This is a genomic window from Ferrimonas kyonanensis DSM 18153 (genome assembly GCF_000425405.1).
GTDB lineage: Bacteria > Pseudomonadota > Gammaproteobacteria > Enterobacterales > Shewanellaceae > Ferrimonas > Ferrimonas kyonanensis.
Window position 1 is genome coordinate 388872 of the sequence record NZ_KE384364.1, and the last position, 14093, is coordinate 402964.

Annotated in this window: 17 protein-coding genes, 1 tRNA gene and 1 rRNA gene; 13 read left to right on the forward strand and 6 right to left on the reverse strand. The window is 57.2% G+C overall.

Annotated features, from left to right (window positions below; translation table 11 throughout):
• The first annotated feature begins 7 nt into the window (after nt 1–7).
• The 13 genes from H598_RS0117315 (at nt 8) to lipA (ending at nt 11077) form a co-directional block, all read left to right on the forward strand.
• A complete protein-coding gene (locus H598_RS0117315; RefSeq protein WP_035416078.1) occupies nt 8–496 on the forward strand; it encodes an LPS-assembly lipoprotein LptE in 489 nt (162 codons plus the stop codon).
• Entirely contained in the window at nt 497–1513 is a 1017-nt protein-coding gene (gene holA, locus H598_RS0117320; protein WP_028114126.1) for a DNA polymerase III subunit delta, read from the forward strand.
• Nucleotides 1510–2175, forward strand: coding sequence for a nicotinate-nucleotide adenylyltransferase (gene nadD / locus H598_RS0117325; RefSeq protein ID WP_028114127.1), 666 nt, complete (start codon nt 1510–1512; stop codon nt 2173–2175). The genes holA and nadD overlap by 4 nt, the downstream gene beginning before the upstream one ends.
• A gap of 36 nt (nt 2176–2211) precedes the next feature.
• Nucleotides 2212–2547 carry a ribosome silencing factor gene (rsfS, locus tag H598_RS0117330; RefSeq protein WP_028114128.1) on the forward strand — a complete coding sequence of 112 codons (336 nt, stop codon included), beginning with the start codon at nt 2212–2214 and terminating at the stop codon, nt 2545–2547.
• 3 nt (nt 2548–2550) lie between these two features.
• A complete protein-coding gene (gene rlmH / locus H598_RS0117335) occupies nt 2551–3018 on the forward strand; it encodes a 23S rRNA (pseudouridine(1915)-N(3))-methyltransferase RlmH (RefSeq protein ID WP_028114129.1) in 468 nt (155 codons plus the stop codon).
• Entirely contained in the window at nt 3018–4895 is a 1878-nt protein-coding gene (gene mrdA / locus H598_RS24820; RefSeq protein WP_035416080.1) for a penicillin-binding protein 2, read from the forward strand. Before rlmH ends, mrdA begins: the two co-directional genes overlap by 1 nt.
• Complete coding sequence (gene rodA, locus H598_RS0117345) at nt 4888–5994, forward strand: rod shape-determining protein RodA (RefSeq protein WP_028114130.1); 1107 nt, start codon at nt 4888–4890, stop codon at nt 5992–5994. The genes mrdA and rodA overlap by 8 nt, the downstream gene beginning before the upstream one ends.
• Before the next feature lie 14 nt (nt 5995–6008).
• Nucleotides 6009–6962: a lytic murein transglycosylase B gene (gene mltB, locus H598_RS0117350; RefSeq protein WP_028114131.1), complete on the forward strand. Its 954-nt coding sequence runs from the start codon at nt 6009–6011 to the stop codon at nt 6960–6962.
• Complete coding sequence (locus H598_RS0117355) at nt 6946–7737, forward strand: septal ring lytic transglycosylase RlpA family protein (protein ID WP_035416082.1); 792 nt, start codon at nt 6946–6948, stop codon at nt 7735–7737. The genes mltB and H598_RS0117355 overlap by 17 nt, the downstream gene beginning before the upstream one ends.
• A 95-nt stretch (nt 7738–7832) precedes the next feature.
• Nucleotides 7833–9002 carry a D-alanyl-D-alanine carboxypeptidase family protein gene (locus H598_RS0117360; protein WP_028114133.1) on the forward strand — a complete coding sequence of 390 codons (1170 nt, stop codon included), beginning with the start codon at nt 7833–7835 and terminating at the stop codon, nt 9000–9002.
• Nucleotides 9003–9124: 122 nt separating this feature from the next.
• Complete coding sequence (gene ybeD, locus H598_RS0117365; RefSeq protein ID WP_028114134.1) at nt 9125–9388, forward strand: DUF493 family protein YbeD; 264 nt, start codon at nt 9125–9127, stop codon at nt 9386–9388.
• Between the two features lie 74 nt (nt 9389–9462).
• Nucleotides 9463–10116 (forward strand): lipoyl(octanoyl) transferase LipB, encoded by a 654-nt coding sequence (gene lipB / locus H598_RS0117370; RefSeq protein WP_028114135.1) that lies wholly within the window; start codon nt 9463–9465, stop codon nt 10114–10116.
• On the forward strand, nt 10109–11077 hold the full coding sequence (gene lipA / locus H598_RS0117375) for a lipoyl synthase (RefSeq protein ID WP_028114136.1): 969 nt from the start codon (nt 10109–10111) through the stop codon (nt 11075–11077). Before lipB ends, lipA begins: the two co-directional genes overlap by 8 nt.
• 38 nt (nt 11078–11115) lie before the next feature.
• On the opposite strand, the gene rimI is transcribed toward lipA, so the two are convergent.
• The 6 genes from rimI to rrf form a co-directional block, all read right to left on the reverse strand.
• Nucleotides 11116–11565, reverse strand: a complete 450-nt coding sequence (rimI, locus tag H598_RS0117380) for a ribosomal protein S18-alanine N-acetyltransferase (RefSeq protein ID WP_035416085.1) — start codon at nt 11563–11565, stop codon at nt 11116–11118.
• Nucleotides 11562–11921: a hypothetical protein gene (locus H598_RS0117385; protein ID WP_028114138.1), complete on the reverse strand. Its 360-nt coding sequence runs from the start codon at nt 11919–11921 to the stop codon at nt 11562–11564. The genes rimI and H598_RS0117385 overlap by 4 nt, the downstream gene beginning before the upstream one ends.
• Nucleotides 11918–12424 carry a GNAT family N-acetyltransferase gene (locus tag H598_RS0117390; RefSeq protein ID WP_028114139.1) on the reverse strand — a complete coding sequence of 169 codons (507 nt, stop codon included), beginning with the start codon at nt 12422–12424 and terminating at the stop codon, nt 11918–11920. Before H598_RS0117390 ends, H598_RS0117385 begins: the two co-directional genes overlap by 4 nt.
• Nucleotides 12425–12547: 123 nt before the next feature.
• Nucleotides 12548–12624 (reverse strand) — tRNA-Trp (locus tag H598_RS0117395).
• A gap of 121 nt (nt 12625–12745) precedes the next feature.
• Nucleotides 12746–12919 (reverse strand): hypothetical protein, encoded by a 174-nt coding sequence (locus tag H598_RS26635; protein WP_156897081.1) that lies wholly within the window; start codon nt 12917–12919, stop codon nt 12746–12748.
• A gap of 1084 nt (nt 12920–14003) precedes the next feature.
• Nucleotides 14004–14093 (reverse strand): 5S ribosomal RNA (rrf, locus tag H598_RS25750); the annotation flags it as partial.

Consider the following 14093-nt stretch of genomic DNA (forward strand, 5'->3'; position numbering starts at 1 on the left):
GAACGGGGTGCTCAGATCCTTTCTGACCGCTCTGCTGGCACTGACCATTCTGGTCAGTGCCGGTTGTGGCTTCCATCTGAAAAGTGACTACCTGATCCCGACGGAGCTGCGAAGCCTGCGTCTGGAAAGCTCCGATGATTATGGTGAATTGCATCGCCTGGTCAAAGAGCGGTTACGTCTGTCCAATATCGGCATCGTTCAGGAGCAGACCGCACCCCGCCTGTGGCTCGGCAACGACAACCTCGAGCGCTCGACCCTGTCGCTGTTTCCCTCGGGACAAGTGGCCGAATACGAACTGATCTACTCAGTGCGATTCAGCGTCACCCTCGAGGATCAGCCTCCACAGAGTTTTGATGTTGAAATTCGTCGTGACTACCTGGATGACCCCCGCACCGCGCTGGCCAAAAACCGCGAGCTCGACCTGCTGCTGCAGGAGATGCGTGCCCAGGCCGCCGATCAGGTTATCCGTACGCTCTCCACCATTAAGGTGCAGTAGATGCGAATTTTTGTCAGCCAGCTGAGCCAGCACCTGGCTCAGCTGCCTGCCGTTTTCATGGTCTTTGGCGATGACATTCTGTTGCGGGAAGAAGCCCGCGATGAGATCCGCCAGGCCGCCCGCCAGGCCGGCTTCGACGAACGCCTGTCTTTGGTGCAGGAATCCCCCTTCAACTGGAACGATCTGGCCCAGGAGTGTCAGTCGATGTCGCTGTTTTCCAGCCGTCGCCTGATTGAACTGGAGTTGCCCAACAGCAAGCCCGGCGCCGATGGCAGTGCGGTATTGTCCGAGCTTGCCGGTCAGTTGCAGGACACCATTTTGCTGCTCCACGGCCCCAAGCTGGCCAAGGAGCAAACCAACAGTAAGTGGTTCAAAGCCCTGGACAGTCACGGGCTGTACGTTCAGGCACTGACGCCCGAAGGCCAGCACTACCTGAGATGGCTGCAACAACGCCTGCGCCATCATGGGGTCAATCTGCAACACGACGCCTTGCATCAATTTGCCGACCTGTTTGAGGGCAACCTGCTGGCCGCCGATCAGGCCATGGCACAGTTGGCCCTGTTGGCCGGAAATCGCAGCGTCGGCGCTGACGCCCTGGGCAGACTGCTGCACAATCAATCTCGCTATACGGTATTTCAACTCACCGACGCCCTGTTGGCAGGTCAAAGCGATAAAGCGCTGACGGTGCTTAATCAGTTACGCCAGGAAGAGATCGCACCGGTCTTAATCAACTGGGCACTGGTGCGCGAGTTGCAGTTGCTGTGTCAACTGCAGCAAGGACAGCAACAGGGCAGCAACCTCAACGAACTGTTCAAACAGCAACGCATCTGGGCCAAGCGCCAGCCCCTGTACCGCAACTGCCTGCAGCGGCTGCCGCTTCCAAGACTGGGGCAACTGCTGGCCATCTGTGGCCAGCTGGAGCAACAGATCAAAGGCGACGGCGATGCCCCCTGGAGCGGCCTTGCCGAGTTGTGTCTGGGCTTCAACCCCCGTTACCCGCTGTTTCCTGCGCGATGAGCCTGACCGCGATCGGCCTGCTGGGCGGCACCTTTGACCCCATTCACAACGGTCACCTGACCATGGCCACCGACGCCCTGACGCAACTGCAGCTGGACGAAGTACGGCTACTGCCCAACCATCAGCCTCCCCATAAGGCCGCCACCGGCGCCAGCAGCGAACAGCGGCTGCAGATGGTCAAACTCGCTTGCGCCCCCCACCCGCAACTGAGCGTAGACGATCGTGAACTGCACCGGCGCCAGCCCTCCTACACCGTCGACACCCTGGAATCATTACGACAGGATCACCCCGACGCCGCCCTGTGTTTCATTATCGGCATGGACTCCCTGAACAACTTTGCCCACTGGCACCGGCCCCAGCGTATCCTGGAGCTGGCCCACCTGGTGGTCTGTCGTCGTCATGACGTCGCTCTGGATCTGAGCCCCGCCGCTAAAGCACTGTTAACCGGGCGAATCACCGAAAATAATCAGTCGGTTAGGGACCAGTTACAGGGTCAGGTTGTGCTAACGACTCTGCAACCGCCCGCAGTCTCATCCACGGAGATTCGCCACAAACTGCAACAAGGACTGGCCGTCGACAGCCTATTGCCCGCTGCCGTGATCGATTTTATTCGGGCCCAGCGCCTCTATTTCCATGGAGTCGGTGGAAGCAGCAGGGTATAATGTCTGGCTTTGTGTCAAACCGAATTGGAGCCAGCAGTGACCCCTGTTGAACTGAAAGACTTTGTAGTAGAGAAAGCGGAAGAGCTGAAGTGTCGGGACCTGGTGGTTTTGGACATCAGTGACAAATCCACCATCGCCGATTTTATGGTGGTGTGCAGTGGTACCTCGAAGACCCACGTACGCGCCATTGCCGAAAACGTCGCCCTGGAAGCCAAGCGCATCGACCTGGCCCCTCTGGGCGTGGAAGGCAAAGAGTCCGGCGAATGGGTACTGGTGGATCTGGGTGACGTGATTCTGCATGCCATGCAGGAGCAAACCCGGGACTTCTACCAACTGGAGAAGCTGTGGTCCGCACACCCGGATCAGAAGTAATCCATGAAGATTAAGCTGATCGCCGTTGGCACCAAGATGCCAGCCTGGGTGCAGACCGGGTTTAGCGAGTATCAGCGCCGCTTTCCCCGTGACATGCCACTGGAGCTGATCGAGATTCCTGCCGGCAAGCGCGGAAAGAACGCCGACATCGCCCGTATCCTCGAAAAAGAGGGAGACGCGATGCTGGCAGCCTGTCAGGGGTGCAGAATCGTCACCCTGGACATTCCCGGCAAACCCTGGGATACCCCGATGCTGGCACAACAACTGGAGCGCTGGCAGATGGATGGTCGCGATGTGGCGATTCTGATTGGCGGACCGGAAGGGCTGGCCCCGGCCTGCAAACAGGCGGCGGAACAGAGCTGGTCGTTGTCCAATCTGACCTTGCCCCACCCTCTGGTTCGGGTCATTATGGCGGAAAGCCTGTATCGGGGCTGGAGCATCAACAACAACCACCCGTACCACAGAGAGTAATGCGTTTTTATCAACGTACCAAGATTCGCGACAATGCCGCCGAAACCGCCCTGTTTAAACGCCGGGCGGTGGCGTGCTTTGTCGGGGTAATCGCCCTCATCGGCGTACTGCTCAGTAACCTGTATGTCATTCAGGTCGTCGACCACAGCGAATACCAGACCCGCTCCAACGACAACCGCATTCGGGTTATTCCCATCGCCCCGAACCGGGGCCTTATCTTTGATCGGCATGGCACCCTGCTGGCGGAGAATCAGCCGGTCTATTCCCTGGAAGTGATTGCCGAACAGGCTCCTAACCTGAACCAAAGTCTGCAGTCATTGGCCCACCTGTATCAGATCCCTGAAGCCGAACAACAGGAGTTTCTGAAACGAGTTAAGGCCCAGAAACGCTTTAAGCCCACCACCTTGCTCAGCCAACTCAGCGAGGAACAAGTGGCGGAGTTCAGCGTCAATCAGCACCGCTATCCCGGCTTTCAGATCAGCGCCGGCCTGAAGCGCTACTACCCTTACAAGCAAACCCTGACCCATACCCTGGGTTACGTCGCTCGCATCAACCACAACGACGTTACCCGCTTGGATCAAGAGGGAAAATCGGCCATGTATGCCGCCACCAAAGACATTGGCAAACTGGGGATCGAGCGCTTCTATGAGGAACAACTGCACGGCCAGCCGGGCTTGCAGGAAGTGGAGGTCAACAGCCGTGGCCGCATTGTCCGTACTCTGAACACCACCGCGCCGTCGGCCGGTAAAGACCTGCAGTTGACCCTGGACTTATCGCTGCAACAAAAGGCAGAGCAACTGATGTCGGGCCATCGCGGCGCCCTGGTGGCCATCGATCCCCGCGATGGCGGCGTGCTGGCCATGGTGTCGAACCCCAGCTATGACCCCAACCTGTTTGTCCATGGCATCAGCGGCAAAGCCTACAGCGGTCTGCTCAACGACACCTCCCGCCCCCTGATCAACCGCGCCACTCAGGGACAGTACGCCCCCGCCTCCACCGTCAAGCCGATGCTGGCACTGGCGGGCCTGGAGGAGAAAAAGATCACCGAAAAGAGCCGCATCTGGGATCCCGGCTGGTGGCAAATCCCCGGCGTCGAGCGCAAATACCGTAACTGGAAGCGCTGGGGTCATGGCTGGGTGGACGTCTATGATGCTCTGATCAAGTCCAACGACACCTTCTTTTACGATCTGGCCTACAACATGGGCATCGATACCATCAGTCAGTACATGCTGCAGTTTGGCTTCGGCCAGTACTCGGGCATCGACCTGAAGGAGGAGTCGGCCGGGATCATGCCCTCTCGGGACTGGAAGCGGCTGCGCTACAAGGAGCCCTGGTACATCGGCGACACCATCTCGGTGGGCATTGGCCAGGGCTATTGGACCACCACCCCGCTGCAGCTCACCGAAGCGGTCACGGTGATGATCAACCGTGGCAAACACATCACGCCTCACCTGCTGAAATCCATGGGCAACGACGGCAACATGGACGCCATTCCCCTGTCCGAGCGCCCTCCGCTGGTACTGAGCAACGACAAGGCCTGGGACATCGTTCATAAGGCGATGATCAAAACCGCCAACAAACGGTTTGCCGACGCTTCATACACCGCCGCGATCAAAACCGGTACCGCCCAGGTATTCGGCCTGGCGGAAGACGCCAAGTATGAGAAAGACAAGATCGCCGAGCACCTGCGAGATAACGCCCTGATCGTCGGCTATGCCCCGGCAGAGAATCCCACCATCGCCCTGACGGTGGTGCTGGAGAACGCCGGTTGGGGTGGCGCCAACGCCGGCCCCATCGCCCGCGCCCTGCTGGACCATTACCTGGACCCGGCAGACTCCGATTCCGACCGCATAAAGACCGCCAGTAATCATGAATAAAGTACGCAAAGGGCCCAACATCTGGCTAAAGCTGCACATCGACCTGCCGTTGCTACTTGGCATTCTAGCGCTGATGGGCTTTGGCCTGATGGTGCTGTACGCCGCCAGCGGCCAAAGCGCCTTTATGCTGGAGAAGCAGCTGATTCGAATCGGTTTGTCATTGCTGGTGATGTTCGCCCTGGCCCAGATCAACCCGGAGGTATTCCGCCGCTGGGCGCTGCCGATCTTCATTGTCGGTATCATCCTGTTGATCGCAGTCGATCTGTTTGGTGAGGTCAACAAAGGTGCCCAGCGCTGGCTCAACCTGGGCTTTATGGAATTCCAGCCGTCGGAGCTGATGAAGCTGGCCTTTCCCATCACCATGGCCTGGTACATCAGCCGCTATCCTCTGCCCCCCAAAAAACGCTACCTGGCTGGTGGTGCCGCCATTTTGCTGCTACCGACCCTGCTGATCGCATCACAACCGGACCTGGGAACCTCGATCCTGGTGGCCGCCTCTGGTGTCTTTGTGCTGTTCCTGTCCGGCATGAGTTGGGCGGTCGTGGGGATGTGCATCGTCAGCGTACTGGCCTTTTTACCGGTACTCTGGTTCTACCTGATGAAAGACTATCAGCGCACTCGGGTTATGACCCTGCTGGATCCGGAAAAGGACCCGCTGGGGGCCGGCTATCACATCATTCAGTCAAAAATCGCCATCGGCTCCGGTGGCCTCAGCGGCAAAGGCTGGCTGGGTGGCACCCAGTCTCAGCTTCAGTTCCTGCCGGAGCGCCATACTGACTTCATCTTCGCCGTGCTGGGCGAGGAGTTCGGCCTGATCGGCGCCCTGATCCTGCTGGCACTGTATCTGTTTATCGTCGGTCGAGGCCTGGTCATCGCCTCACGGGCACAAACGCCGTTTGCCCGCCTGCTTGGCGGCAGCATCGTGCTGACGTTTTTTGTGTATGTATTTGTAAACATCGGCATGGTTTCCGGCATCCTGCCCGTGGTGGGCGTACCTTTGCCCTTGGTCTCCTATGGCGGCACCTCAATGCTGACATTGATGGCAGGATTTGGCATGCTGATGGCAATTCACACCCACCGGCGCTTTATCGGCCGCTAAAATGGATGACCAGGATGGCAAAAAGGCTCCTGATTCCGGCACTGCTGCTCTGCAGTGCCGCACACGCAACCACACCACAACAGCAATTCGTTGAGGACTGGACCGCTAAAGGTCTCAGCCCCGACTACCTGAATCAGGCCCTGGCCCAGGCTGAAAAAGACCCTGAGGTATTAACCGCCATCTCCACCCCCTGGGAAGCCAAACCCTGGTACCAATACCGGCAGCTGTTCCTGACCCAGGAGCGACTCGATGATGGCCTGGCCTTCTGGAAAACTCACCAGGACACTCTGGCCCGGGCGGAACAGCAATACGGCGTCGACGCCGCCATGATCGTCGCCATCATCGGCATCGAAACCCGCTATGGCCAGTTTACTGGTCGCTACCCGGTGCTCAACGCCCTCTACACGCTCGGATTCTACTACCCGAAGCGGGCCAAGTTCTTCTCCTCGGAGCTGGGGCACTACCTTAAACTGGCCCAACAGGAAGGCTGGTCCCTGACCGAGGTCAAAGGCTCCTATGCCGGCGCCATGGGCTGGGGTCAGTTTATCCCCTCCAGTTACCTGGCCTATGCGGTGGACTTCGACGGCGACGGAAAGCGGGACTTGCTTAACAACCCGGTCGATGCCATCGGCAGCGTGGCCAACTACTTCGCCAAACACAAATGGCGCCTGGGCGGCCCGGTGGCGCACGCCATCGACACCCCGTCGATAACATTGGCCGCCGCGGACAGCTGGCAGGGCAAGCCGTTGACCACCACCGTGGCCCAACTGAAAGCCAAAGGTGTCAACGTCTCCGGCCCCGAATCCGACACCGCCGCCATTCTGATGCTGCAGAGTGCAGAAGAGCAACAGCAGGCCTATCAGGTCTCCAGTAACTTCTACACCATCACCCGCTACAATCGCAGCCCGCTGTATGCCATGGCGGCCCATGAGTTCTCACAACGGTTACACGATGGCTTCTATCAATAATCGGCTTTGTCTACTGCTGCTGCCTGTCTTGCTGATGGTCGGCTGCAGCAGTGGCCGCTACCACATGGACCAGGACCGGGCGCCGAACAACGCACCGGACGTCAGTCAACTGGAGCAGCCCAAACCCAGGTATGAGCCGCCCAGCAAGCAGGGCAACCGCAACTACCAGGTATTGGGAAAGTCATATCAGGTGATGCCCAGTGCCAGTGGCTATATGGAGGAGGGCACCGCCTCCTGGTATGGCGCCAAATTCCATGGGCACCTGACCTCCAATGGTGAAACCTACGACATGTATGGCTTCAGCGCCGCCCACAAAGCGTTGCCGCTGCCGACCTATCTGAAAGTCACCAACCTGGCCAATCAGAAAACCGTGATTGTTCGTGCCAATGACCGAGGCCCCTTCCACGGCGATAGGCTGATCGACCTCTCCTACGCCGCCGCCTACCATCTGGACATGCTAAAACAGGGCACCGCCCGAGTTCGCATTGAGGCCTTGGCCACCGAAGCCAATCCGGCTCCGATGCTTCCCCAGGTGGCCACCCGACAGTTTCTGCAGCTGACCGCCGCCTCCAACGAGGCCGCCCTGATGCAGCTGGCGAAACAACTGGAGCAGCACTATCAGGTAGGCAGTCGCCTGGTTCGCCAGGGGGAACTGTATAAACTGCAGCTTGGGCCACTGCAGGACCCGTTCAAGAGTCAGCAGCTGTTGCAAACCCTCAAGCACGACGGCTACGACGGCGCATTCACGGTTTATGAAACTTTAGAGCCAAAATGAAACTTTTCTCCGGTCGGCGGGGTCAAGTGATATACTGCCCTTTCGGTGTTTCGACACTCGATTTGCATCAAACGTATAGGAATTCCAGTCAGATCATTATGAATAAACTCAAGCAAACGCTGTCTGCCGTAACCGGCCTTCTCTTCGCCACCTCCGCCCTGGCGGTGCCCAGTGTGGTTCCCAATGCACCAACGGTCAACGCCACCGCCTATGTGCTGATGGACTTCCAGACTGGTCAGATACTGGCGGAAGAGAACGCCTACGAAAAGCGCGCTCCAGCCAGTTTGACAAAAATGATGACCTCTTACGTACTCGGTCAGGAGTTGGCGCAGGGCAACGTTGCCTTGACCGACAACGTTAAAATCAGCAAGAAAGCCTGGTCCAAAAACTTCCCTGACTCTTCCAAGATGTTCATCGAGGTGGGCAAAGAGGTCAAACTGGAAGACCTGAACCGAGGCATGATTATCCAATCCGGCAACGACGCCTGTGTAGCTATTGCCGAGCACGTTGCCGGCAGCGAAGGCGCCTTCACCGATCTGATGAATGCCTGGACCGGCCAACTGGGCATGGTCGATACCCACTTCGTCAACGCCCATGGCCTGGACTCCACCGAGCACTTCACCACCGCTTACGACATGGCGTTGCTGGGTCAGGCACTGATTCGGGACGTACCGGAAGAGTACGCCCTGTACAGTGAGAAAGAGTTCACCTTCAACAAGATTCGCCAGCACAACCGCAACGGCCTGCTGTGGGACCGCAGCCTGGGTGTGGACGGCATCAAGACCGGGCACACCGCCAACGCCGGCTACAGCCTGGTAGCCTCGGCCGAGCGCGGCGGCATGCGACTGGTCAGTGTGGTGATGGGTGCCAAGAGCGCCAGCAGCCGCGAAGCAGAAAGCAAGAAACTGCTTAACTATGGCTTCCGTTTCTTTGAAACTGTGACCCCTTATAAAGCCGGTGATGAGTTTATCAGCCATAAGATCTGGTACGGCAGCGAACCTCAGGTCAGCCTGGGCGTACTGGAAGACACTCCGGTCACCATCTACCGTGGCCAAGCCGAAAAACTGGAAGCCAATTTCGAGCTGACCGAGGAGTTGAAAGCCCCCCTGACCAAAGGCCAGGTCGTCGGTAAAGTCTTCTTCCAGCTGGACGGCAAAGACATCGCCGAGTACAAGCTGGTTGCTCTGCAAGACGTGCAAGAGGGCTCCTGGTTCAGCAAGTTAATCGATTACATCAAACTGCTGGTGGCCAGCTGGTTCAATTAAGCGCCGCGGAATTCCTTGATGAGGCCTGCCATGCGCAGGCCTCTTTTGCATTGCCATACTTGAAATTTGATACACTGGCCCCCATTAAGCCAGCTGCCGTAATTTTGAGCCGGAGTTAGACCATGAACACCAAATTTGACGAACTGCTAGAGTTCCCCTGCCACTTTCCGTTTAAGGTCATTGGCCACGCCAGCGAACAGCTTCCCGATCAAGTAGTTGCTGTCGTTCAAGCCCACGCCCCTGGCGACTATCACCCGACCGTGCGCCCCAGCAGCAAGGGCAGTTACCACGCAGTGACCATCAACATCACCGCCACCAGCAAAGAACAGCTGGAAACCCTGTACACCGAACTTGGCGCAATCGACGGCGTAATCCGAGTTCTATAATGTGATCTACCTAGCATTTCCACTTTGCACAGGTATAATGCGACCAATCTCCCCTAACTTGGCGTGATAAAGGATTGGTCGCAAAAACACTGATAGTGCGTCGCCTGGGCCTGCAGCCCTATGAGCCGATCTGGCAGGCGATGCAACGCTTCACCGACACCCGCAATCAGGATAATGCCGACGAGTTGTGGCTGTTAGAGCACGCTCCCGTCTTTACCCAAGGTCAAGCTGGCAAGGCCGAACACCTGCTCAACACCGGCGACATTCCGGTGGTACAGGTCGATCGCGGCGGTCAGGTCACCTACCACGGCCCCGGTCAATTGGTGGCCTACCCACTGCTGAACATCAAGCGACTGGGGATTGGCGTGCGGCAACTGGTGACTCAGATTGAGAACAGCTTGATCGATCTGCTGGCGCCCTACCAGGTTGATGCCTACGCCAAGGCCGACGCCCCCGGAGTGTATGTCAACGAGCGCAAAGTGGCCTCCCTGGGGCTGCGCATTCGCAAAGGCTGCTCATTCCACGGCTTGGCTCTGAACGTCAATATGGACACCTCTCCATTTCTTCGTATCAACCCCTGCGGCTACGCCGGCATGGAGATGGTACAAACCGCCGATCTCGGCGGCCCACAAACGGTTTCAGAAGCCGGCGATCGACTGGCTGACATATTCTATAACAAGCTGGGCTACACCCAGCTGACCCTGTTAGAAGGATTACCGCATGAGTGAACGCCCAGAACGCCTGGTACCAGGCGTGAAGTTACGGGACGCCGAAAAACTGGCTCGAATTCCGGTGAAAGTGGTGCCGGTCGAGCGGGAAAAAATGCTGCGCAAACCGGACTGGCTGCGAGTAAAACTGCCCTCATCCAGTCAGAAAATTGATGAAGTAAAGGGCGCAATGCGAAAGCATGGGCTTCATTCTGTCTGCGAAGAAGCTTCCTGCCCCAACCTGGCCGAGTGCTTTAATCATGGCACTGCGACCTTCATGATTCTTGGGGCCATCTGCACCCGCCGCTGCCCCTTCTGCGACGTTGCCCATGGCCGGCCGCTGAAACCGGATGCCAATGAAGCCAAAAAGCTGGCTGAAACCATCCGCGACATGAAGCTCAAGTACGTGGTAATCACCTCGGTCGATCGCGATGACCTTCGAGATGGCGGCGCTCAACATTTTGCCGATTGCATCCGCGAGATTCGAGCACTGTCACCGCACATCAAGATTGAAATATTGGTACCGGATTTCCGCGGCCGCATTGACCGCGCCCTGGAGATTCTGGCCACCGAGCCGCCAGATGTGTTCAACCACAACCTGGAAACCGCCCCTCGGCTATACCGCAAGGCCCGGCCAGGCGCGAACTATCAATGGTCACTGGACCTGCTGAAGCGCTTCAAAGCGATGCACCCCGCCATTCCAACCAAATCCGGTCTGATGATGGGGTTGGGTGAAACCAATGACGAGATTAAATCGGTGCTTCAGGATCTGCGCGATCACAATGTCGAGATGCTGACCCTGGGTCAATACCTGCAACCCAGTCGCCACCACCTGCCAGTGGAACGCTACGTCCCACCAGCCGAGTTTGATGAGCTTAGGGAACACTCCCTACAGCTTGGCTTTACCCAGTCCGCCTGTGGCCCTCTGGTACGCTCCAGCTACCATGCCGACATGCAGGCTCAGGGAAAAGAGGTCAAATAGGGCCTGAGAAACAAAAAAGGAGCCAGGCGGCTCCTTTTTTAATGGGGAAAGCGGTAACTCATTATCACTGCATCTTCCCGACCGTCATCGGTGGGGTAGTAGCCCTTGCGGCGGCCGAGTTGGACGAAACCGATATTACGATATAGCGCCAGGGCGGACTCGTTGTTAGCCCGAACCTCCAGAAAACAGCACTCGGCCTGTTGCCGGTTCAATTCATCCAATCCTCGTTGCAGCAATCGCCTCCCCAGCCCCTGCCCCCTAAGGCCTGGTATCAAGCAGATATTCATCAGCGTGGCCTCACCCACCACAGTATGGGTAATGTAGTAGCCTGCCAGTTTGCCATCCACCTGCAATGCCTCGCCCTGATAACTGCTGCCCAGGCAACTGGCCAGCGTCGCCTGACTCCACGGGTATTGATGGCTCGACTGCTCGATAGCATACAGTTGGTCAATTGGCTGCGCCGACAACTTAACAAATTCAACGCTCATAACAGTTCCTGCATTGCCTGCCAGGCCTGACGCTTGCCCTTGACCGTCTTCAACTCAGACCACAGCGGTAGCGAGATCGTAGCACCCTCGTGCTCAACGCCAAAGCTTAACAAGCGTTGCCCCTGGCTCAATGGGTCACCCTCGTTAACCAGAGTCACCTCTTCCGGCGAACACTGAAGCAACAGCAATAGATCCTGCAACAATGGACTTTCAGGATCCGCGCCCAACACACACCAGAGCGCTTCATCGCGCTTGGGCAAAACGGCTTTCGACGTTTCGCCATACTCGGCATTCAAACGCCACTGGTTAATGCCCAACGCCCCCAGACACCGACTTCGAAACTGGTTTTGATTCACGCCACAGTCTCCTGATTCCTCGCCATGATAACCGCATCCTCCAGGATGCCATTGCGATACGCATAGTGGCGCATTGTTCCCTCTTCTGCAAAACCTAACTGACGGTACAGCGCGATAGCACCCGGGTTGCTGACAAACACCTCAAGCTCAATTCTGGTCACACCGAGCCAGTTGTCGCAGGTGTCGATCATCTCTTCCAGCATGGCGCGGGCAATCCCCTGCCGTCGGTACGACTGATCCACCACCACCCCCACCGTTGCAGCATGGCGGCGCCTAGGTTCATTCTGGTAAGTGGTTAAGCAACAGTGTCCCACCAACTGTTCATCGATACAGGCCACCAGACACTGCAAATCATTGCCCATATGCAGCACCCGGCTGCGCCACTCATCTTCAGAGATAAAAGGCGTGTGCAACGAGTTCTCGACGCAACTGCGCTGGCGATAGAGTTCGGCGACCAGAGCCAAATCACGGCTTATCATCGGTCGAATAGAGAGTTTAGGCATAACCAACACACTGACATCATCACAAGGAGACTCAGTGTATACCAATGAAATAGGATAGGTAATAACGCGGCAGTGCAGATACGAAAACGGCCCGCAGATTACTCTGCGGGCCGATTCTTAATGTGGCAGGGGTGGCAGGACTCGAACCCGCAACCATCGGTTTTGGAGACCGCTGTTCTACCAATTGGAACTACACCCCTAGCGAACGAGGTGAATTATACGTTCCCAGGTCGAAAGGTAAAGTTCTTTTTCGTTGAAAGTGAGCCGACTGACCAAGTATCCAGCAATCTGACTCAAAAGCTGGCAAATGCCCACTTATCCTTAGCCGCGAGAGACATCCACTCTGGGTTTGTGCAGAGAATCGCTGTCCGCGTCCTGCTCGTAACTGTCTTCAAGAATCGCCACTAACTGACGGCCCAGTTGCCCAGAACGCCAATGCTCACGCTCGCCCATGGATTCAGCGGATGTTTCCGGCGCATTTTCAAATTCATTCATCGCTACCCTTCCTCATTCCTTGTCACAGCATCAATACAAAGAGAACCACTGGCGACAAGATATACCACCTTCCCCAAGCATAGACCATTTGACCAAAGTCTAAGACGCCCCGCTTTTTATCCCTCGAGTGAACCTGAGCAAACAAACGACTCACCGCCTCTCCTTCCATCGTGGCCGCGTACGCGGGTACCCAGTGACTTTTATTCACCGCACTCAAAACCAAAGACACTGGGCCCTCGCGTTCGCAATGAGCGACGGTGCTATTGGGAGAGTAGGTAGTAAACCGGCAGTTTTTACGGTTTCGGCAGAGCTCGATGCTGATCGTTACCACACCAAACTCAAACATCCTTCCGTCGTGGCCGCGCACGCGGGTACCCAGTGGCTTCCATTCACCGTACTTAAACCAAAGACACTGAGCCCTCGCGTTCGCAATGAGCGACGGTGCTGTTAGCAGGGTTGGTAGTAAACGGGCAGTGATTAAGGTATCGGTAGAGCTCGATGCTAGTCGTTGCGAACGTACCCTAACCATCCCTCCGTCGTGCCCGCGCACGCGGGTACCAGTGGCTTTCATTCACCGTACTCAAAACCAAGACACTGGACCCTCGCGTTCGCAAGGGCGACACGGTTGGAGAGTTGTGCGGACTGCAGGGGTAGTGGTCGCCATCTGCATCAAGTTCGCAAAGCGTCAACTACGACCCTCCGTCGTGCCCGCGCACGCGGGTACCCAGCGGCTTTTAAAACCATAAAAACGAAAAAAGCCCGTTCCTTTCGGAACGGGCTTTTCTCTTAATGGGAGTCTGACGATGACCAAGTCTCACATGGACTCTCTCCAACACCGCCACCCTGTCATCGCGCCGATGAGCGAGCTAGGACCGATGCGCAGCATCGCAGCCGAGGAAGGTGGAGCCAGGGGTGAAAGCCGAAGGCTTGAACGCGAAGGCACGGATGCCGTAGCCGGACTTTTGGTTAAGCAGGGACTGCGGCAGCCAAAAGCGACAGGAGGGATCACCAGGGATGGTAGCCAGCAGCGGATTAGAAACGAAAAAAGCCCGTCGCGTTAGCGACGGGCTTTCTTGGATTTGGAGTCTGACGATGACCTACTCTCACATGGGAACTCCCACACTACCATCGGCGCTACTGTGTTTCACTTCTGAGTTCGGCATGGGATCAGGTG